This is a genomic window from Desulfobulbaceae bacterium DB1, assembly GCA_001914235.1.
Lineage (GTDB): Bacteria > Desulfobacterota > Desulfobulbia > Desulfobulbales > SURF-16 > DB1.
Map to the genome: position 1 here is coordinate 108372 of MQUF01000008.1, position 18176 is coordinate 126547.

The window sequence follows — 18176 nt, forward strand, 5'->3', positions numbered from 1 at the left end:
AAAACGATTTGATTTTTCAAAACTCACCATTTATAGTGCGCCAAAATTTAAGCCAGGTTTATCATGATGCTTAACAAAAAGTCATTTATTTCCGGTGAGTTATACAGCAGCTCCTTCGCCGGCCATTCATCATCGGGCAGCGTGTCTCCCGTTTCCCCGGTAAACTTCCCGGGGTCGGCAGGAAAAATACGTCTGGCGAACAGGATCGTGACGGCCAGCTCCGTTGTCGGGGCCTGCGCCCTCTCGCTGTTGCTTGTTCTGTTGTTCACCCGTTCCCCCTCCTTGTATATTGTGGAAAAACGGGTTCCGTCAATTACCGCGACACAGAACATGCCGATTCTCAAGGTTGAATCGACCAATGAACTGCTGGAAAAATTGCAGAACAGCAAACTGTGGGATATTGACGAGACCGCCCCCGTTCCTCCGGTCCTTTTCGGCAACCTGCCCGAGGATATGAAAAAACTCGATGTTGCAACGAAGAAAAAGGCCTTTATCAACACCATGCTGCCCATCAGCCTTATCGCCTTGAATGAGGTTGAACAGGAAAAATTGGCGCTGCAGTCCATTGTCGCCAAACTTAACAACAGTGACGACAACCTGATTTTTGACGATGAGACGGTTTGGCCCCGGGAAATAAGTGATGACGAGATCGAGATCCTGGAGCATCTCAGCCGCAAATACCGCACGACATCCAAGGAAGTGCTGCTCAGCCGCATCGATGTGCTGCCGGTCAGCTTGATTCTGGCGCAAGGGGCCATCGAATCATCCTGGGGAAGCTCCCGTTTCTGCCGGGAGGGGAACAATCTCTTCGGCATCTGGACCTGGGGGGAGAGGGGCATAACCCCGAATGAACGGGAAGAGGGCGCATCCCACAAGGTCGCGGTCTATGAATCCCTGCTCGAATCGGTGCGGGCCTACCTGCTCATGCTGAACCGGCTGCCCGCCTACGCCGATCTCCGGGATATGCGCAGCCGCACCGGCAGCTCCATTGATCTTGCCGATGGCCTTCTTTACTACTCGCAGCGTCGTAATTCCTATATCAATGACCTGAAGCAGGTCATCGTTTCCAATAAGCTGCAGAAATTTGACACAATGGCGCTTTCCGCCGAATTCGATACCGATACCACCGAGGCCATGAGACTTGTCCAGCTTCATGTGGCGAAAAATGCAAAGATGTAAAAAGAACAGCAATTCAGCATGTTGTCTTTTATACATAATGCTGTTTCTCTTTTTTGTCGCGGCTCCTTCCGCGCTTTTCGCCGCTCAAAAAGGCCCGGGTGTCACGGTGCTGATCTACCATCGCTTCGGCGAGGCAAGATATCCCACCACCAACGTCAGCGAGGAACGGTTCCGCGAACAGCTCGCCTATCTGATGATGAATAATTACCAGGTCATTCCCCTGGCCGATCTGGTCAGTGCCCTTGAACACCACACTCCGCTGCCGGAAAAGGCGGTGGTCATCACCATCGACGACGCCTATCGCAGTGTTTACGAGGTGGCCTGGCCGATTTTGCAGTCATTCGGTTATCCTTTCACAGTTTTTGTCTATGCGCAGGGCGTGGAGGAAAAATACAAGGGTTTTATGACCTGGGAGCAAATTCGCGAGCTGCGCAAGGCCGGGGTCGATTTTCAGGACCATTCCTATTCCCATTCCCGGCTGGTCGACCGGCCCAAGGGGCTTGATGATGCCGGGTACCGGTCCTGGATCAGAAACGATCTGCAAAAAGGGTTTGATATCATGACCGAGCGACTGGGGGAGAAGCCGAAATTTTTCTCCATCCCCTACGGCTTGTATGATACGACGGTGCTTGAGGAGGCGAAAGCCATGGGGTATGCGGCCATCCTGAGTCAGGACCCCGGTTCCGTCAGCCCGGAAACGGATGTCATGCTCATACCCCGTGAGCCCATTCTCGGCAACGACTGGTCCACCATGGCCCATTTTGAAGAGGTGCTGGAGCGGGTCGACATGCCGGTTACGGCCATGGAGCCCCGCCCCGCCCCCCGGCAAGAGAAGGTGATCAGGAGATTCGGCGCCGCCTTGCTTTATCCGGAACGCTACAAGCAGGAAACACTGGGGATTTACGTCACCGGGCTCGGCTGGCACAAGGCAAGGATCGACGGCAATTTCGTTTTCATTGACAATGACAGGCCGCTGCCGCAGCGCATCACCAGGATTACCGTCAGCGGCAAGGAAAAGGACTCGGGCCGTCTCGCCTTCCGTACCTGGATGGTGGTGGATTAGTCTTACTGGTCCGACTTGTCTTACTGGTCGGACTTGTCTTGCCGGTCTCACTTGTCTTGCCGGTCGGACTGACGGGACTGGTGGTAGGTCGGCATTCCCATGCCGACAAAAAAAAGAAACCGGCACAACCAGCCGGCAAAGGATTGCCGGCCTACGGCTCTGGTAAGACCAGTCCGACCAATCAGACCAGCCGGACCACTAAGACCAGCCGTTTATTTCCCGAACCCGCACACCGGATACGTGCAGTTCTTGCATGTCCGGCACAGCCCGCCATGGCCCAACCGGGCCAGATCGGCCCTGGTGATTTTCTCGCCGCACAGCACCCTGGGCAGAATCAGATCAAACACCGTAATGCGATGAAACATGCCGCAAGCCGGCAGCCCCAGCACCGGCACCTCGCCGATTCTGCCGGACAGAAACATGGCGCCCGGCAATACCGGCGTGCCGTAGCAGATATCCACCGCCCCGGCCTCGGCAATGGCGGCCCGGGTGACATCGTCGGGGTCAACCGACATGCCGCCGCTGGTGACGATGAGATCAGCCCCGTCATCCAGACAGGCCTTGATCTCGCCTGCAATCAACCCGACATCGTCAGGCGCGAAGCAGACCTTCTTCACCTCGGAGCCGAGTTTGGCAAGTTTCTCGCGCAGCACCGGCTCAAAGGCGTCCTTGATGCGACCGTAAAAAACCTCGCTGCCGGTAATGACCAGTCCGGCCCTGGCCCGGCGGGGTTGCCTGACCGACAGCACGCCGCCGGACTCCCCGGCAATCCTCGCCGCTTCCTCCACCGTCCGGCGGTTGCCGATCAGGGGAATGAGCCGGGTGGCCCCGACCTGTTCCCCCTTTTTCACCGGGGTATTGTCATGCAGGGTGGCGCACATCACTTCACCCAGCAGATTGAAGCGATACAGGGCATCGATGTTCACCTTGAGCAGCCCGTCATGGGCGGCAAGCAGACCCAGTTTTCCTTCCACCGGCCGCCCGGAAAAAACAACGCCCTCGCCGGCCAGGCCATCGGCGATGAGCCGGGCCGCCTCGTTTTCGTGGATCTCGTCTTCGTCCAGGGTGAGGATATAGATATGCTCCTTACCCAGGCGCCGCAGGTGTTCGATGTCTTCGGCCCGGATGATATGCCCTTTTCTGAAGGCCGGTCCCTTGAACGACCGGTCGTTTTCCGAGGCCTGTCGTATTTCCGTGATATCGTGGGGCAGGACCATGCCCACCGCCTGCTCCACCGGGATTGTTTTTGCCGGCATGGTTACACCTGCGCGAGCGGCTGATAATAACGCCCGAAGGCGCAGCTTTTACAAAGAATGCGGTTGTCCCGTTCCACCTCGCGGCAGTCCTGCACCCAGTCGCCGCATTCCTGGCATTGCACCCGTTTCATCGGCCTGCCCGGCAGGTCGCATTCCGGCAGACTGATTGCAACCTGCTGCACAATAAAAAGTTCCTCCTCCGGCATCACCCGGTAGGCCTCCAGCTGCTGCTTGTACTTGTCGCCAAGGAGCGGCCCGTATTTTTTGGCCAGCTCGCGGGATTCCTCCCGCGCCGTGACCCGTACCGCCCGGCCGGAGGTCAGATTGACAAAGGTGGCGGCCATGATGCCGTAATCAAGCCATTTCAGCGATCGTTTCCCCAGGCAGCAGCCGGTGACCGACTGGATGGCATCGGTGGCGCAGCGGTCGATTTCAACCAGCACATAGAGGCTCTTGCGCTGGCTGCCCCTGGGGTCGGTGATGCCGATTTCCCGCAGGCCGATCATGGCCATCCGCACCCCGATCACCTGACCGGCGCAGATATGACCGTGGATGCGGGTGGACTCCGCCAGCAGCTCCTCAAAGGTGGTTTCGGTCAGCGGTTTTGCGGCAGGGGAGGTCATTTCATGCCTTTTTCAGATGGGGATGGTTCAGATCCAGCGCCTTGTTCCACTGGTCGATGCGATCCTGCATCTTCTCATACAATGCACTGGTGTCGCCCTCAATGGTCACCGAGTTGATCCTGTCGCCCTGGGCAATGGCGTTGACCACCTTCATGTCCTGCTCACCGGCAACCGAACCGAACACCGCGTGTTTGCCGTTCAGCCAGGGGCAGGGGACATGGGTGATGAAGAACTGGCTGCCGTTGGTGCGCGGTCCGGCGTTGGCCATGGAGAGTTTGCCGGGGCGGTCGTGAATCAGCTCGGGATCGAATTCGTCCTCGAAACGGTAGCCCGGTTCGCCGGTGCCGGTGCCCAGGGGGCAGCCGCCCTGGATCATGAAATCATTGATCACCCGATGAAAATTGAGCCCGTCGTAAAAGCCTCTTTTTGCCAGGTTGACGAAGCTTGCCACGGTGAGCGGCACCTTGTCGGCGTACAGGATGATGCTGATGGTTCCCTTGGTTGTGTCCATTTTGGCGATAATTTGATTTTCAGACATGATTTAATCCTTTTGTTCTATTGAAAAGTTGAGTAGTTTCTTCGGTTGGCTTCCAAAAAAAAACATATAGCCCATATACGGTATTATTTCAACCAAGGACCGCGTGCAAGCGGGGTATAAATAGCAGGAGCATCCCATGGACCTTCCGCAACTGAGCGAGGAAGAGGAGATCCGCGATATTTATTTCGGCATCATCAACCGTTTCATCGGTTTTTACACCACGGATTCCCAAAAATATTCGCAAAACGACACCAAGGGGGAGTATCCCTTTGTGCCCATGGACACCCGCCAGCTTTTCGACCAGCTTTTTTTCGTCGCGCGTTTCCTGAAAAAAAACAGGCCGGGCCAGGGCCCATTCACCCTGCTTGACATCGGCTGCGGTATCGGCAATGTCATGCTTTTTGCCGAGCAGATGGAATTTGACGTCTATGGCTTTGAAAAGGATGAATACCCGTACCGCATCGCCAGAAAACTGCTGGGAGACGATCGGGTAAGCCGGGATGACCTGTGGCGGTTTGACGGCTATCGGCGTTTTGATGTCATCTATTATTTCCGCCCCCTGTCGGACGGCGACAGCCAAAGGAAATTCGAGAAAATGATCGAGGAGACAATGAAACCGGGGGCCGTGCTCATCGCCAACCGCAAGATGAGCACGGAGATTGATGGTGATCCCCGTTTCCGCAGGCTGCACCCCGATCTGCCGATCTGGTTGAAACAACCGGCAACAGCTGATAGACAGGCGAAATAATTTATTTTTTGAGATATTGAATTGCTTTTTTCTTTTCGATATTCTTAAATATGTCTTTTCTCCCAAAGAAGCGGGGAGGGCTTCATGTTCCGCTTCCCATTTCCCATTCCGCAATCCGTAATCCCCCAAGAAAAAGGGAACCTTGATGACTCAGGAATCAATAGAAGATATTGCCGGAAAGCAGAATTATTATGCCTCTCACCTGGCAGATGTCAACAAGCAGATGGATGTCGTTTCCACCGAAGACATCTACAATAAAAACGGTGTGCTCATTGTTCCCAAGGGAATGCGCATCAATAACGATGTGGCGCGAAAAATTCTCGGCCATAACCTGGAAAATCCCCTGGAGGAGCAGGTTCGTCTGGGGGAGTCCATAACCCAGGCCAAGCTGCAAGCCGATATCGAGGCCCTGCTGGCACGATACCAGGACCTGCACCAGATCCATGTCCGCAACTATTTTGACAAGCCTTTTGATAATCTGCTGGCCAAGATCAAGCTGAGCCCGATTCTCTTCCAGAAGCTGACCGTTCTCCAGAAGCAGATGCCGAAGGAATACGACAAGTCGCTTTTCTGCGGCTGGCTGGCGGCCCTGATCGCCTATGAGATGCACCTTGAAACCCAATATGTGGCGCACGCCTTCATCGCCGGGTTGGTCCATGATATCGGCCTGCTCAATGTCTCGCCGGACATCCTCAACAAGCGGGAGGCCCTGACCCCGGAAGAATGGCGGGCCATCCAGAGCCATGTGGTGGTCGGCAGGATGGTGCTGGCCTCCATGCGCACGCTTCATCCCAGCGTGGCCACCGCTGTTCTTGAACACCATGAACGCTGCGACGGCAGCGGCTACCCGGTGGGCAAAACGGAAGAAAACCTCACCGTGCTGGGGCAGATCGTCGCCATGGCCGACAGCATGCAGTCAATCCGCATCAACCAGTTTGAAAAGACAGGGCGTATCCTGCGTGACGCCTTGCCCTATCTGCACATGAACGCCACCATCCATTTTCAGTCGGTGTATCAAGCCATGTGCGCCGTTCTGAAAAAATCCGGCTTGAGTCCGACGGCGGTCAACCCCTTCGACACCACGTCCCGGTATGTCGCCCATCTGCTGAAACGGGGCCTGCAGCTCAATAAAATGCTGGCCATTCTCGAACCCATGGTGCAGATGACGGCACGTTACAAGGACCAAAGAAAATGCGCCATGAAACTGTGGAAGGTGACCCAGCCGTTGGCCCAGATGATTTATTCCTCCGGCCTGCTGGCCGACAGCTTCATGGACTGGCTGCACAAACTGGGCAAGGACCATTCCGAGGTGCCGCTGCACGAGCTGTGCGAGGTGGAGCTCATGCAGAACGAGCTTTACTGGCAGATCAAGAAACTGGACAAGTCGATCGATGAATGCCTGGAAGAGAATGGCCTGGAATCGGAACCGGCAAGCAGGCAGGCCCTGGAATTGTTCTCCGGCCGGTTGAAGGAGATTTTAGAAGCCTGATTGGTTTTCTCACTATTACCCGCAAATCGCAGCATCTCTCCTTCAGCCGATGAGTTTTCCCGTTAAGGCCCCGATGTTGGATTGTTTTGACAAGACGAGGTACATGTTGTACAATTTGTACATGGATTTTTCTACTTGGGGGGGGACTTCTCTTATGACTACTACAATTTCTACCGCGGATGCGAGAAAAAATTTTGCTGATATTGTCAACAAGGTTGCCTACGGCAAAGAACCTGTTGTTTTGACCAGGCGAGGGCAGGGGATCGCCGCATTGATTTCCATTGAGGAGCTTGAATTGCTTCAGCAAATTGAAGACTATATCGACATTGAGGATGCGAAAAAAGCACTTGCTGAACCGGGAGAAAACATTCCAGCCCAAGAATTTTGGAAACATCTGGGTCTGTGATTCATGAAATACTCTGTTGAGTTTCGCCCCGGTGTTTTGAAAGCCATTCAGCTTTTCCCAAAACGTGAGTTGTTGCGCATTAAGAAAAAGATTGAAGAACTCGGGAATAACCTTCCTGACCCGGCCACAACGAAATTGAAGGGGGATAACAATTTTCATAAAGTGAGAACCGGTGATTATCGCATTGTGTATGAAATCCGGGGAGATCGGCTTGTTGTTTTGGTTGTAAAGATCGGCCACAGAAAAGACGTTTACAAAAATCTTCCATAAAATTTTCCGCTTTAATTCAACCCGGGTTATCACCCACAGCCTGTCTTTTGCATGATATCGCCGCTGAAATGGATTTTTTCGCGGGGGTATCGTGATGTTTCAACCGCGTGCGCGCCAAACGAGTCTTGCCCCACAAGATCCGCAAGCACCGCGTCATAAAAACCCTGCATGCACTCCACCCGGCCCATGTCGCCGTCGCGCTGCCGGGCCATGAAGCGGCAGCCGCCGAAGCAAAGCGGCAGGTAAACGCACTCCCGGCACGTTTCCTCCTTTTGCCAATGGCCGACATGATACTGCTCCCGGTAATCGGTCATGCCGGTGAAGATGTCGCCGCAGCGGAACTCACTGTTGCCGACCATGGCCACGCACTGGTAAATCCCGCCGTCATAATGCACGACAAAGCTGTTGTCCACGTCCACCATGCAGAGTGACGGGGAAAAAGCGCCGGTTGCGGGCGGAAAGCCGTGGCCGGCGATCTCCCGGTCAAGACAGGTCGCGGCCCGGGCCAGCCATTTTTCGCCGGAGGAAACGCAGCCGCCGCAAAAATCGGTGGCGTGCGGACCGCCGACATGCAGTACCGGGGCAAAGGAAATTTGGCTGATTTTTTCCGGGGTCAGTGCCGCCTGGGCAAGATGGGTAAAAAGTTCGGGAAACTCGCGGTAGGTGTCCCGGGTGAAGTTGCCGTTCACCGCAATCCGGACAAGCTCCGCGCATTGGCGGATATTGTCGACGATGCGGTCAAATGTCGGCCCGCCGTTCTTGAAAGGACGAAAGGCGTTGTGCACCCGCGGCGGTCCGTCGATGGTCACCTTGGCCCTGGAGAGCCCCACCGGCAGCAGCGCCTCGACGTTTTCGCGGGTAAGCAGCGAACCGTTGGTCACCAGGGTGATTTCAAATTCCGCGCCGCGCTGTTCCATATATTCCTTGAGCGGGGCGGCGATCTTTTTGATCATGGCCACGGCAAGCAGGGGTTCGCCGCCGTAGAAATCCAGGGTGAGCCTGGTCGTCTCCGGGGTGAACCGTTCTTTGATATACTCCACCAGCCGCTTCGCCGTGACCTCGCTCATCCGCTGTTTTCCCTTGCGGCTGCCCTCGTAGCAGTAGCGGCAACGGAAGTTGCACTCCATGGTGACGACGATTGACACCTTCATCACCCTGCGCAGCCGGTTCAGTTCAGCCGGCAGGTTCAGCACCGCCGCCTTTTCCGCGTGCCGGTCCGGGACGACCAGGCCGAGCTCCGTCAGCGTGGCGGTTGATTCGGCATCAAGTGCGCCGCTTTCCATACCGGCAAGGATCTCCAGCGGCACCAGGGCACTGGCGCCGGTGCGGGTGGAAAAGAGCAGGCGGAGGTCCGGGTCGTTCGGCCAGGGGAAGATGAGGGCGTAATGGGAAAGCTGCATGCGAGGTATGTGTGAAGAAAGGAAAATATTCGCGGCAAGAAAATGGGGGGGGAGCAGCAAAAAGCTCCCCTTGTTGATTACTCTTCGGCATTTAGTGGAGCAGGGCCGGTTTTGCAGCAGGCCATGGCGTTGGCCTGTTTTTTCAGGTCCCGGGCCGGGACCAGCACCACGATTTTTTTGACTTTCATTGTTCCCTCCTGTTTGAGTGATGGATAAAAATGTAACAGTTTTATGTTACATTTTTATCCTGGCACACCGTAAAGGGAAAGTCCAATTAAATGAACATCGGGTGCATCATGCCACCGGGTTATCGTGCGTTTCATCCGCATGCGCAACTAAAAACGTCGCGAACTTCGGAGTCGGGAAGCGGTTAAAAATGAATCCGTACCCCCGCCTCCATCCATCGACCGGGATTGGGGTAAAATTGGGTCCAGTAATCAGCGCCGTTGAACAGATTGTGGGCGGTCATGAAAACATCCATTTGCGTATTCGGACAGATCTGAAATTTTTTCATGATATTGAAATCCCAGATCATGACCCCGTCTTTGTATGCCGAAAAGATTCTGTCTTCATTGAGCCACTGGTAGCCGCCGAAAAGTTCGGCGGTGAAGAGTTGCGGGTTGTCGTACAGCAGTCCCAGCTTAAGGGAATAGGTGTCATCGTTGTTTCTGCCCGTGTTGTCGCGGTAGTCGATATAGGTGTAGGTGAAACCGGCATCCAGGGAGAAAAAATAAAAGGGATCGGTCGCCGCTTCCAGTTCATAGCCGTAACGTCTGATTTTGCCGGCATTGTACGCTGTGCTGCCGACATATTCCCATCCATCCCTGATGTTGTGTTGAAACAGAGTGCCCTTGAGCCGCAGGGAGGGTAAAGCAGTGGTTTCAAATCCGGCCTGGTAGGAGTCGACCTTTTCCGGATCTACGGTGGAGATGCCGATGGTCTGATAAGGTTTTCTGAAGCCTCGTGCGGCAAGCGCCCTGAAAAGGGTGGAGTCGGAATATCGCCAGGTCATTCCCAGGCTGGGGGAAAGGATGCCTGAGGTGGCGGTGAGGGAAAGATGGTCATAACGCATTCCCGGCGTCACGGCAAAACGGCCGGCGGTAAAGGTGTCATTCATATAAAGGCCCCATGTTTCTTCACGACCGCCATCTATTGCCGCATCGGAACTTGCCGACTCAACCCGGTCGATTTCCGCGCCCATGACAATGGTATGATTGGCGGCCCGCGCCGTCACGCGGGAGGACATTCCCGTTGTCTCGGCATCGTAGTAATCAGTAAAAGGTGGATACATGAAATCCTGTTTTTTACGAAAGCCGTCGACGTGAAGAGAGAGATTTTTGGTAAGGGCCGAATCAAGCGCGGCTGAGCCCCAGAAATCGCGATGGTAGATACTGTAGTTGCCGAAAATATCTCCCAAGTTGGAGTCCGGATTCGATTGCCCGGCGGTCAGGGTCAGAGTGGTGGAGTGGGGCAGGCTGAAGTCGATTTTGCCGTACACGCTTTCATCGTCATATTTTCGGTTCAAAATGATGCCGTCGGAATTCTGGTTTGCCACGCTGAAAAAATAACCGGCCATGCCCGCCTTGCCGCCGAGCGTACCGGAATAATGCCGGCTGCCGTTCTCGCCATAGGAGCCGTACAGGGTGCCGCTGGGGCGGCTTGTATTTCCGGTTGGTTTGGTGATGATATTGATTACCCCGCCGAGCGACGAGCCCCAGGTGGAGGAACCGGGCCCCTTGAGCACCTCGATCCGTTCAATGATCTCCACCGGAATGGAATTGGTCACCGTCATTCCGTCGTTATCAAAATTCCAGCGAATGCCGTCAACCAACACCAGGACGTGTTCATAATCAGAATCATGGATGAATAAGGCATCCAATCCGTTGAAATCCCGGCCATTGAACTGGACATAAAGGCCATTTACCCGGTTCAGCACCTCAGCCACGTTGTGGGCGTTCATCCGCTCGATCTCTTCCGCGGTGATGATGCTGACGTTTTCCGCCACCTCGCTCAGCGGCTTGGGAGCGCGGGTGGCGGTTTGCACCGTTTCCCCCTGGTCGAAATAGAGGCCGGACAGCTCGCGGCTTTCATCCGGCGGCTGGGCCGACAGCGGCGCAGGGCAGTTCACTAGCATCAGGGCCGAGAACGCCGTAACGGCAAATCGTTTCTTCATTTTTTTCTCTCCCGTTTTTTTCATGACGGTCTCGTAAAAACAAAAAACTTCCCACGGAGCGCACAGAGGCCACCGGGCCAACGAATTGTAATAAAAATATTTCTCTGTGATCTCCGTGTGCTCCGCGGTAAAAAAAATAGACTTTTTACGAGTTCTATTTTCATGCCGGAAAACGAATTTCATTTCCGTCCCAGTTTTACAAAAGTGTCACAAAGCGAGGTTACTTTATGTTAAAATCAACCCAACGGCAATGAATTTGTATTCATTTTTCCGGGAAAGGTGAAATTTCTTACCAAAACATGGCACGAAAAATGTATAATTTTTTCCGCACACTCATCCTTTTTTATTCATTTTTTTGATTCACAGGCCATGCGGAAACCCTTTTTCCTCGCCATATTGCTGCTCCTTGCCGTCGCCCGCGCGGCCCCGGGCTATGATATTGCCGTGGTGACGGGCGACGCCGGCCTGCCGGCGCGTCTCGCCGGGCAGGCCTTCAGCCGGCAACTGCCGCGGATCCTGCCCGCCGTGGGGGTCAAATCCATTGAGCCGCATTCGTTTCATGAAATCGTCATCGCGGAAGACGAGCCGGAAGACTCTTCCGGTGCACGGATTGCCGCCCAACGCCCCGATCTGATCCTGGCCCTGGGGCCAAGGGCGCTGACCGCCGCCCGCCGTGTTGCCGATGTGCCGATTATCTACCTGCTGGTCTTTGCCCCGGAAAAAATCATCGGCGACCGGACCGACATCATCGGCATCAATCTCATGATTCCCCCGAAAATCCAGCTTGATGCGATGAGTCGATTGCTGCCGGGGGTGAAACGGGTGGGGCTGGTCTATGACCCGGCCCGCAGCCGGGCCCTGCTCGACGAGGCCCGCGCTGTTCGTGGGGATCTCGACTTCGTCGCTCTTCCGGCCACGGATGAAAAAGAGGTGATAAATCTTCTTCATACGCTCCGGGACCGGGTTGATCTGCTTTGGCTGCTGCCTGATCTGACCGTGCTCACCCCCCGCTCCTTGCCGTCGTTCCTGCGCTTTTCCTTTGAACACAGAATGCCGCTTCTTTCCTTTTCCGAGAAACATCTCAAACCGGGCGCGGCCCTGATCGTCACCTTTGATGTGGAGACCATGGGCGAGGAGGCGGCTGAAATCGCCGCCCGTGTTTTACGCGGGGAAGCGGCCGCCGCCATCGGCGCAAAAAATGCCGTCCGGGTGAAAACCCTGGTGAATGAAACGATTCTCCGCAAAATGAATATAACCGTCCGGGAAACCGCCCCATGAAAGCCAGACCCGTCCTTTGCCGAATGAGGGAAAGTTTCATCGCCAGGATAACCATTGCCATGATGGCGGCAATGATCCTGCTCGCCGTTTTTTTCACCTGGTACATGATCCGCTTTCAGCGCAATGGTTATAAGGAGAATATGAGCAGGCTCGGCCGGACCGTTGTTTCCATGCTCGCCCAGAACGTGCAGCTTGCGGTTTTCGCCGAAGATGAAGACGGGTGCATTATGCCGGTTGAATCGCTTTTTAGTGAGAATGAGGTGCTGGAGGTGCATATTTTCACTGTGAACGGAGATATACTCTACAAAAAGCAGAGGACCAAGGACGGATACCCGCTGATCCGGAAAAGGCCGGAACAGTTGTCCGCCGTTTTTCAGGAATTGCACGGCAGGGATTTCCTGCAGGAGGAGTCGGAGGATTTTTTTCTTTTCTGGGCGCCGGTTCGACTGACGGAAATCGGTATGAGTACCGATCCTTTCCTGGTTGATGAGGGAGGTGATCCGCTTGCCTCGGAACTCATCGGTTATGTGGGGGTGGCCCTGTCAAAAACGGAATTCAATCGCTCCCTGGGCCGGATGTATTTTGCCATCGGCTTTGCCTTTTTCTTTTTTCTCTCCGCCGGCCTGGTTTCGCTTTTTTTGGTGGTCAGAAAGATGAGCGAGCCGCTGAACAGCCTGTTGCTGCGGGTCAGGGAGCGGGCGGGGGAAGGGGGCGGCCGGGATGATTTGAGCCTGCTCACCGCCACCTACGGCGGCATGCTCAATGATCTGGAAAATGCCTTTCGCGAGATCAACGCCATGAAAGAGGAACTGGAGGAAAAGGTGTCGCTCCGCACCAGGGAGCTGTTTGACGCCAATCGCGAACTGCATGAAGGCAAAATTCAGCTTGAAACGGCCCTTGACGAGCTGCGCCTGGCCCAGGATCAACTGCTCCAGCAGGAAAAAATGGCGGCCATCGGTCAACTGGTGGCGGGCATCGCCCATGAGATGAACAACGGTGTCAATTTCATCTCCGGCGCGGTTCCCTCGCTGAAGCGCTGTCTGGCGGAGTTGCAGCGACAGCCCGATCAGTCCGGCCGGCCCGCCGACTCCGGGGCGGATGATCCTTATGATCTGGTAAACGGACTCACCGCCAATATCGAGCAAGGGGCGCAGCGTCTGACGCGGATTATCAATGATCTGAAGCTGTTCTCCCGCAAGGAAAATGAAACATTGATCGAACTTGATATCCATCCCGTGCTTGACTCCTCCCTGGCGCTGGTTGACGGCGGCAACCACGGCCGGGTGGAGATCATCCGCCGTTATGGCGAAATCTCCCCGCTGCGCTGCCTGCCCGGCAGATTAAGCCAGGTCTTCGTCAACATCGGCACCAACGCCTTGCAGTCCATGGAGGGTCGGGGAACGCTCACCGTTACCACCCGGCAGGATGACACGAATGTTTACATCAGCTTCCGGGACACGGGCAGCGGCATCGATGCCGCCGTTCTGCCGCGTATTTTCGAGCCGTTTTACACCACCAAGGAAATCGGCAAGGGAACGGGGCTTGGTTTGGGTATCTCCTATGCCATTGTACGCCAGCACGGCGGTGATATCAGGGTGGAAACGGAAAAAGGGAGCGGCACCGTCTTTGAGGTGATCTTGCCGAGAAAACCTGAGGACGTCCGGCCCGCATGATAATTGCGGAATTTGATTTTTATAGGTAGAACTGCTTTTTTCATCGTATCGTTGCAACAGGAAGAGGAAACATCTTGGAAAAACAGAAAATTCTTTACGTGGATGACGAGAAGCCGAATCTCTTTAATTTTTCCGCGGCATTCAGGGGGCATTATCAGGTACTGACCGCCCTGTCCGGGGAAGAGGCGCTGGCGCTCTTCGACAAAAATCCGGATATTGCCGTGGTGGTTGCCGATCAGCGCATGCCCGGCATAACCGGGGTGGAGCTCTTGAGCCGCATCAGGGTGCTTAATCCGGACGTGGTGCGCATCATCCTCACTGCGTATACCGATGTGGCGGACATTATCGATTCCATCAACAAGGGGCGGATTTATCATTACATCGTCAAGCCATGGGAAGAGCAGGAACTGATCAACCTGCTCGAAAAAGCGGTCAACACCCATTATCTGCAAACGGAAAACAGGCGGTTGCTCGGTGCACTGGAGGAAAAAAACCGGACCCTGGAGGAAGATATCGTCAAGAGGAAAAAGATTGAGGCCATGCTCCTGCGGCGGGACATGGTCCTTGCCGCCGTCAACAACATGGCCCGTTCCCTGCTGCTTAACCGGGACTGGCGGCTTTATATCGAAGGATTGACGGGGAGAATGGGGCTTGTCATGGGCCTCAGTCGTATCCAGATCGTCAGCCACCATGTTGATGCCGCCGGCGACACCGTGGCCCGTCCGGAATATGTCTGGACCGCCGAAGAGGGGGTGAATCCGGATCTTCTGCGGGAAAGGTTTCCCGCCCGACTCTCCTATGAAAAACTCGGATATTCCCGCTGGCTCTCCTTGTTTTCCAAGGGAGAGATTGTTTGCGGCGATACGGATTCATTTCCCGCAAGTGAGCAGGATTTTCTCCGCCGCTACAATATTCGCTCCATTACCCTGGCGCCGATCATTGCCGGTGATTTTGTCTGGGGCGTTATCGGTTTCGAGGACTGTACCCGGAATCGGCAATGGCCGACGCCTGAAGTCGACGCCTTGCAGACGGCGGCAAATCTTATCGGCACGGCCATTGCCCGGGAAAATTCGGAAAAAAACCTGGCCGCCCAACAGGCCCAGCTTGCCCACGCCGGCAGATTGACCGCCCTGGGGGAAATGGCATCGGGCATCGGCCATGAAATCCACCAGCCGTTGACCGTCATCAATCTCGGCGCCGAAACATGCAAAAGCTACTTTGACCGGCATGATCCCCGTTGTCCGGCGGCGGAAGCGGCGGAAGAGATGCGGGTTCATGTCAAAAAAATCACCAATATCATCAACAGTATGCGCTCTTTTTCCCGCGCCACGTCCGGCGAATGGCGGAAAATTTCCCTGACAGGCCCCCTGCGGGAGGCGTTGACCTTTTTCCGCGAGCAGTTCCGCATGCACGGCATTGCCTACGAGGAAAAAATCAGCGCGGATCTGCCGCTGGTGAAAACAGACGGGCAGAAGTTCGAGCAGATCGTGGTGAATTTTCTTTCCAATGCCTGTTACGCCGTCAATAAACAAGGGGAAAAGACGCCGGATGCGGCGAAGGCCATCACCGTTTCCCTGGGCTATGAAACCCTGAGCAGCGAGGGCATGAAGTGCCTGAACTTCAAAAAACATGAGCAGACCTCCAACCAGGTCATTGTTTTTCAGGTAACGGATAGTGGTATCGGCATGAATCCTGAAACAAAAAAACGTTGCCTTGAGCCGTTTTTCACCACCAAGGAGGTGGGTGAAGGCACCGGGCTCGGCCTGTCCGTCACCCTGGGGATTATCCGGGAGTTGAATTTCCATCTGGAGATTGAAAGCAGTGAAGGGGAGGGCGCCACGTTCCGGGTGGTCATTCCGGTGGCATGGGAAGATTGTATCTCATAAAGAAAATTGCCTGTTGCAAAGGATGAATTCGCATGGAAAACGCACTGCAGCCGGATCTGCCCATCATTGTCGTTGATGACGACGAGAATGTCGCCAGGGCGATTGCCCGTATTCTCGGCATAAACGGCGGCTACAACAACATCATCGCGGAATGCGACAGTACCAGGGTGATCGATCTGCTCAAGGAAAAAAACGGCTCCCTGGTGCTGCTTGACATCACCATGCCGAAACTGGGCGGCGATGAACTGCTGGAGGAGATAGTCGCCCTTTTTCCCCATCTGCCGGTCATCATGGCCACAGCCAATGACTCCATCGATATGGTGGTGGACTGCATGAAAAAAGGGGCGTTTGATTACATCGCCAAGCCTCTTGAAGGAAGCAGGCTGCTCGCCTCGGTGGGCGCGGCCCTGCAGGTGATGGAACTGCGCCGGGAAAACGAGGCCCTGCGCAGCAAGGATCAGAAGACGCGGCCCGCGCATTGTGAGTTCTTCCAGGACAGCCTTGCCGAGAATCATGAAATGCTGAAACTTTTCGCCTACATGGAGCAGATTGCCCCCAGCGGTCAGCCGGTGCTGATAAGCGGAGAAACCGGCGTCGGCAAGGAGCTTGCCGCCCTGGCCGTTCATCGGGCCGGCGGCAGAAAGGGCCGTTTTGTCGCGGTGAACGCGGCCGGCCTTGATGATGATATTTTCGCCGACACCCTGTTCGGCCACACGCGAGGCGCTTTTACCGGGGCAAACGCGGTCCGTGAGGGCGCGATAAGGAAGGCTGCCGCCGGCACCCTGTTTCTTGATGAAATAGGCGACTTGAGTCCCCGTTGTCAGGTGAAGCTGCTGCGTCTGCTGCAGGAAAAGGAATACTACCCCCTGGGGTCGGACACCCCGCAGACCAGCGATGCGCGCATAATCGTCGCCACCAACCGTGATTTCGCCGAGTTGCTGGCGGACGGTACCTTTCGCCGGGATCTCTACTTCCGGCTGAATGCCCACCATGTTCATCTGCCGCCCCTGCGCCATCGTTTCGACGATCTTCCCCTGCTGGTCCCTCATTTCGTCGGCCAGGCCGCCAGGGAGTTCGGCAAGAGCAAGCTTGTCGTGCCCCGGGAGCTCTATGCGCTTCTGGAGAATTATTCCTTTCCCGGCAATATCCGAGAGCTCAAGGCCATGATTTACGACGCGGTAAGCCGTCAGCAGGGATATGTCCTGGGTCTTGACGCCTTTGCCGGGCTGATGGGCATGAAGCCGCAGCAGGGCACCCTGCCGGCGCCCGCCGCCGGCAGGGGGAGTTTCGGGCCGGAGCTGCCTTCCATGAAGGATGTCCGCCGCCGGCTGGCCGAAGAGGCGCTCAAGCGCAGCAACGGCAATGTCAGCCTTGCCGCCAGGCTTATCGGGCTGACCCGCCAGTCCCTCAGTCAGTTCATCCGCAACAAAGACATTAACGGCACCACACGGTGAAAAGATGACCCGAACCCACTTTGTTAACCCCGGCAGGAAAATCTGCGGGCAACGCTTTTCCTGCCGGGCCGTCTTTTCCTTGCCTGAAGCACCGATTCGTCGTTTCCGGCGGGCTGGATGCAAAATTTGTCAGGAAATAATGCGCCCCTCCCGGGCACCGGCCGGCAACTTTTGTGGCCCTGATCGTTTCTTGCCCCATTGCCCCTTTGCCTGATCCGGCCGTTTTCTCAATACGCTGATTTTTTAGCTGCGCTTGGCACGATTTTTTCAATGATCCAAAGGGAATAGGCAAACCTTTGCGCAAAGGTTGTTTTCGGGTCAAGACAAGGCCTTGCCGCTTTCCAGAATCCGGGAACCGAAAAACCATGAAAAAACGATTTTTAATAGTCGATGATCAATCCATAGTCCGCGGCTTTCTCAAGGATCTTTTCCTCCATTTTGACTTACGCTGTGAAGAAGCGCGGAACGGCAGGGAAGCGATTGAAAAGTGGGAACACGAAGAATTTCTGGCCATTCTGATGGATATTGAGATGCCGGTCATGGACGGGCTGCAGGCAGCCGGCATCATCCGCGCCCGGGAAAAGGTTGAAAACCGTGCCTATACGCCGATTTATGCCGTTTCCGGCTGCACGTTCGATGATCCCGAACAAAGATGCAAAATGGCCGGTATGGACGGCTTTATCGCCAAACCGGTAGCGATCAATGAATTGCTTGAAATAGTCAAGCCGTTGGCCGGGTAA

The 18176-nt window shown here is 55.3% G+C and carries 18 protein-coding genes; 11 read left to right on the forward strand and 7 right to left on the reverse strand.

Going from position 1 to position 18176, the window contains the following annotated elements:
- Positions 1–47 precede the first annotated feature (47 nt).
- Complete coding sequence (locus tag BM485_09590; GenBank protein OKY75219.1) at positions 48–332, reverse strand: hypothetical protein; 285 nt, start codon at positions 330–332, stop codon at positions 48–50.
- Here BM485_09590 and BM485_09595 point away from each other — a divergent pair.
- The gene (locus BM485_09595) at positions 331–1179 is read left to right on the forward strand and encodes a hypothetical protein (GenBank protein OKY75220.1); all 849 of its coding nucleotides are present in this window, start codon (positions 331–333) and stop codon (positions 1177–1179) included. The genes BM485_09590 and BM485_09595 overlap by 2 nt on opposite strands.
- A gap of 37 nt (positions 1180–1216) precedes the next feature.
- Positions 1217–2242 (forward strand): polysaccharide deacetylase, encoded by a 1026-nt coding sequence (locus tag BM485_09600; protein OKY75221.1) that lies wholly within the window; start codon positions 1217–1219, stop codon positions 2240–2242.
- A gap of 212 nt (positions 2243–2454) precedes the next feature.
- On the opposite strand, the gene BM485_09605 is transcribed toward BM485_09600, so the two are convergent.
- Genes BM485_09605 through BM485_09615 form a run of 3 tightly spaced genes read right to left on the reverse strand, consistent with a single transcriptional unit; the run spans position 2455 to position 4659 of the window.
- Positions 2455–3498: a molybdopterin-binding protein gene (locus BM485_09605; protein ID OKY75222.1), complete on the reverse strand. Its 1044-nt coding sequence runs from the start codon at positions 3496–3498 to the stop codon at positions 2455–2457.
- Between the two features lie 2 nt (positions 3499–3500).
- Positions 3501–4121, reverse strand: a complete 621-nt coding sequence (locus BM485_09610; GenBank protein ID OKY75223.1) for a formylmethanofuran dehydrogenase — start codon at positions 4119–4121, stop codon at positions 3501–3503.
- 1 nt (position 4122) lies between these two features.
- Positions 4123–4659: a peptidylprolyl isomerase gene (locus BM485_09615; protein OKY75224.1), complete on the reverse strand. Its 537-nt coding sequence runs from the start codon at positions 4657–4659 to the stop codon at positions 4123–4125.
- A gap of 136 nt (positions 4660–4795) precedes the next feature.
- On the opposite strand from BM485_09615, the gene BM485_09620 reads away from it, so the two are divergent.
- From BM485_09620 to BM485_09635, 4 genes are all read left to right on the forward strand, one after another.
- On the forward strand, positions 4796–5407 hold the full coding sequence (locus BM485_09620) for a hypothetical protein (GenBank protein ID OKY75225.1): 612 nt from the start codon (positions 4796–4798) through the stop codon (positions 5405–5407).
- 145 nt (positions 5408–5552) lie between these two features.
- The gene (locus tag BM485_09625) at positions 5553–6896 is read left to right on the forward strand and encodes a hypothetical protein (protein OKY75226.1); all 1344 of its coding nucleotides are present in this window, start codon (positions 5553–5555) and stop codon (positions 6894–6896) included.
- A 154-nt stretch (positions 6897–7050) separates the two neighbouring features.
- Positions 7051–7302: a toxin-antitoxin system antitoxin subunit gene (locus BM485_09630; protein ID OKY75307.1), complete on the forward strand. Its 252-nt coding sequence runs from the start codon at positions 7051–7053 to the stop codon at positions 7300–7302.
- A gap of 3 nt (positions 7303–7305) precedes the next feature.
- The gene (locus BM485_09635) at positions 7306–7572 is read left to right on the forward strand and encodes a hypothetical protein (protein OKY75227.1); all 267 of its coding nucleotides are present in this window, start codon (positions 7306–7308) and stop codon (positions 7570–7572) included.
- 29 nt (positions 7573–7601) lie between these two features.
- On the opposite strand, the gene BM485_09640 is transcribed toward BM485_09635, so the two are convergent.
- Positions 7602–9032: a putative geopeptide radical SAM maturase gene (locus tag BM485_09640; GenBank protein ID OKY75228.1), complete on the reverse strand. Its 1431-nt coding sequence runs from the start codon at positions 9030–9032 to the stop codon at positions 7602–7604.
- Between the two features lie 310 nt (positions 9033–9342).
- Positions 9343–11328, reverse strand: coding sequence for a hypothetical protein (locus BM485_09645; protein ID OKY75229.1), 1986 nt, complete (start codon positions 11326–11328; stop codon positions 9343–9345).
- Between the two features lie 96 nt (positions 11329–11424).
- On the opposite strand from BM485_09645, the gene BM485_09650 reads away from it, so the two are divergent.
- The 4 genes from BM485_09650 to BM485_09665 all read left to right on the forward strand — a co-directional run bounded on the left by BM485_09650 (position 11425) and on the right by BM485_09665 (position 17436).
- On the forward strand, positions 11425–12423 hold the full coding sequence (locus tag BM485_09650; GenBank protein OKY75230.1) for a hypothetical protein: 999 nt from the start codon (positions 11425–11427) through the stop codon (positions 12421–12423).
- Complete coding sequence (locus tag BM485_09655; GenBank protein OKY75231.1) at positions 12420–14096, forward strand: hypothetical protein; 1677 nt, start codon at positions 12420–12422, stop codon at positions 14094–14096. Before BM485_09650 ends, BM485_09655 begins: the two co-directional genes overlap by 4 nt.
- A 74-nt stretch (positions 14097–14170) precedes the next feature.
- Positions 14171–15982, forward strand: a complete 1812-nt coding sequence (locus tag BM485_09660; protein OKY75232.1) for a hypothetical protein — start codon at positions 14171–14173, stop codon at positions 15980–15982.
- A gap of 32 nt (positions 15983–16014) precedes the next feature.
- On the forward strand, positions 16015–17436 hold the full coding sequence (locus BM485_09665) for a hypothetical protein (protein ID OKY75233.1): 1422 nt from the start codon (positions 16015–16017) through the stop codon (positions 17434–17436).
- Here the strand turns inward: BM485_09665 and BM485_09670 are convergent.
- Positions 17417–17803 carry a hypothetical protein gene (locus tag BM485_09670; GenBank protein OKY75234.1) on the reverse strand — a complete coding sequence of 129 codons (387 nt, stop codon included), beginning with the start codon at positions 17801–17803 and terminating at the stop codon, positions 17417–17419. The two genes, BM485_09665 and BM485_09670, sit on opposite strands and share 20 nt — an antisense overlap.
- Here BM485_09670 and BM485_09675 point away from each other — a divergent pair.
- Complete coding sequence (locus BM485_09675; GenBank protein ID OKY75235.1) at positions 17802–18176, forward strand: hypothetical protein; 375 nt, start codon at positions 17802–17804, stop codon at positions 18174–18176. The two genes, BM485_09670 and BM485_09675, sit on opposite strands and share 2 nt — an antisense overlap.

What these genes read in the sequence shown, in the direction of transcription:
- BM485_09595 (OKY75220.1), top strand. Translation starts at nt 331, where the DNA reads ATGCCGATTCTCAAGGTTGAATCGACCAATGAACTGCTGGAAAAATTG.
- BM485_09590 (OKY75219.1), bottom strand. Translation starts at nt 332, where the DNA reads ATGTTCTGTGTCGCGGTAATTGACGGAACCCGTTTTTCCACAATATAC.
- BM485_09600 (OKY75221.1), top strand. Translation starts at nt 1,217, where the DNA reads ATGCTGTTTCTCTTTTTTGTCGCGGCTCCTTCCGCGCTTTTCGCCGCT.
- BM485_09605 (OKY75222.1), bottom strand. Translation starts at nt 3,498, where the DNA reads ATGCCGGCAAAAACAATCCCGGTGGAGCAGGCGGTGGGCATGGTCCTG.
- BM485_09610 (OKY75223.1), bottom strand. Translation starts at nt 4,121, where the DNA reads ATGACCTCCCCTGCCGCAAAACCGCTGACCGAAACCACCTTTGAGGAG.
- BM485_09615 (OKY75224.1), bottom strand. Translation starts at nt 4,659, where the DNA reads ATGTCTGAAAATCAAATTATCGCCAAAATGGACACAACCAAGGGAACC.
- BM485_09620 (OKY75225.1), top strand. Translation starts at nt 4,796, where the DNA reads ATGGACCTTCCGCAACTGAGCGAGGAAGAGGAGATCCGCGATATTTAT.
- BM485_09625 (OKY75226.1), top strand. Translation starts at nt 5,553, where the DNA reads ATGACTCAGGAATCAATAGAAGATATTGCCGGAAAGCAGAATTATTAT.
- BM485_09630 (OKY75307.1), top strand. Translation starts at nt 7,051, where the DNA reads ATGACTACTACAATTTCTACCGCGGATGCGAGAAAAAATTTTGCTGAT.
- BM485_09635 (OKY75227.1), top strand. Translation starts at nt 7,306, where the DNA reads ATGAAATACTCTGTTGAGTTTCGCCCCGGTGTTTTGAAAGCCATTCAG.
- BM485_09645 (OKY75229.1), bottom strand. Translation starts at nt 11,328, where the DNA reads ATGAAATTCGTTTTCCGGCATGAAAATAGAACTCGTAAAAAGTCTATT.
- BM485_09655 (OKY75231.1), top strand. Translation starts at nt 12,420, where the DNA reads ATGAAAGCCAGACCCGTCCTTTGCCGAATGAGGGAAAGTTTCATCGCC.
- BM485_09665 (OKY75233.1), top strand. Translation starts at nt 16,015, where the DNA reads ATGGAAAACGCACTGCAGCCGGATCTGCCCATCATTGTCGTTGATGAC.
- BM485_09675 (OKY75235.1), top strand. Translation starts at nt 17,802, where the DNA reads ATGAAAAAACGATTTTTAATAGTCGATGATCAATCCATAGTCCGCGGC.
- BM485_09670 (OKY75234.1), bottom strand. Translation starts at nt 17,803, where the DNA reads ATGGTTTTTCGGTTCCCGGATTCTGGAAAGCGGCAAGGCCTTGTCTTG.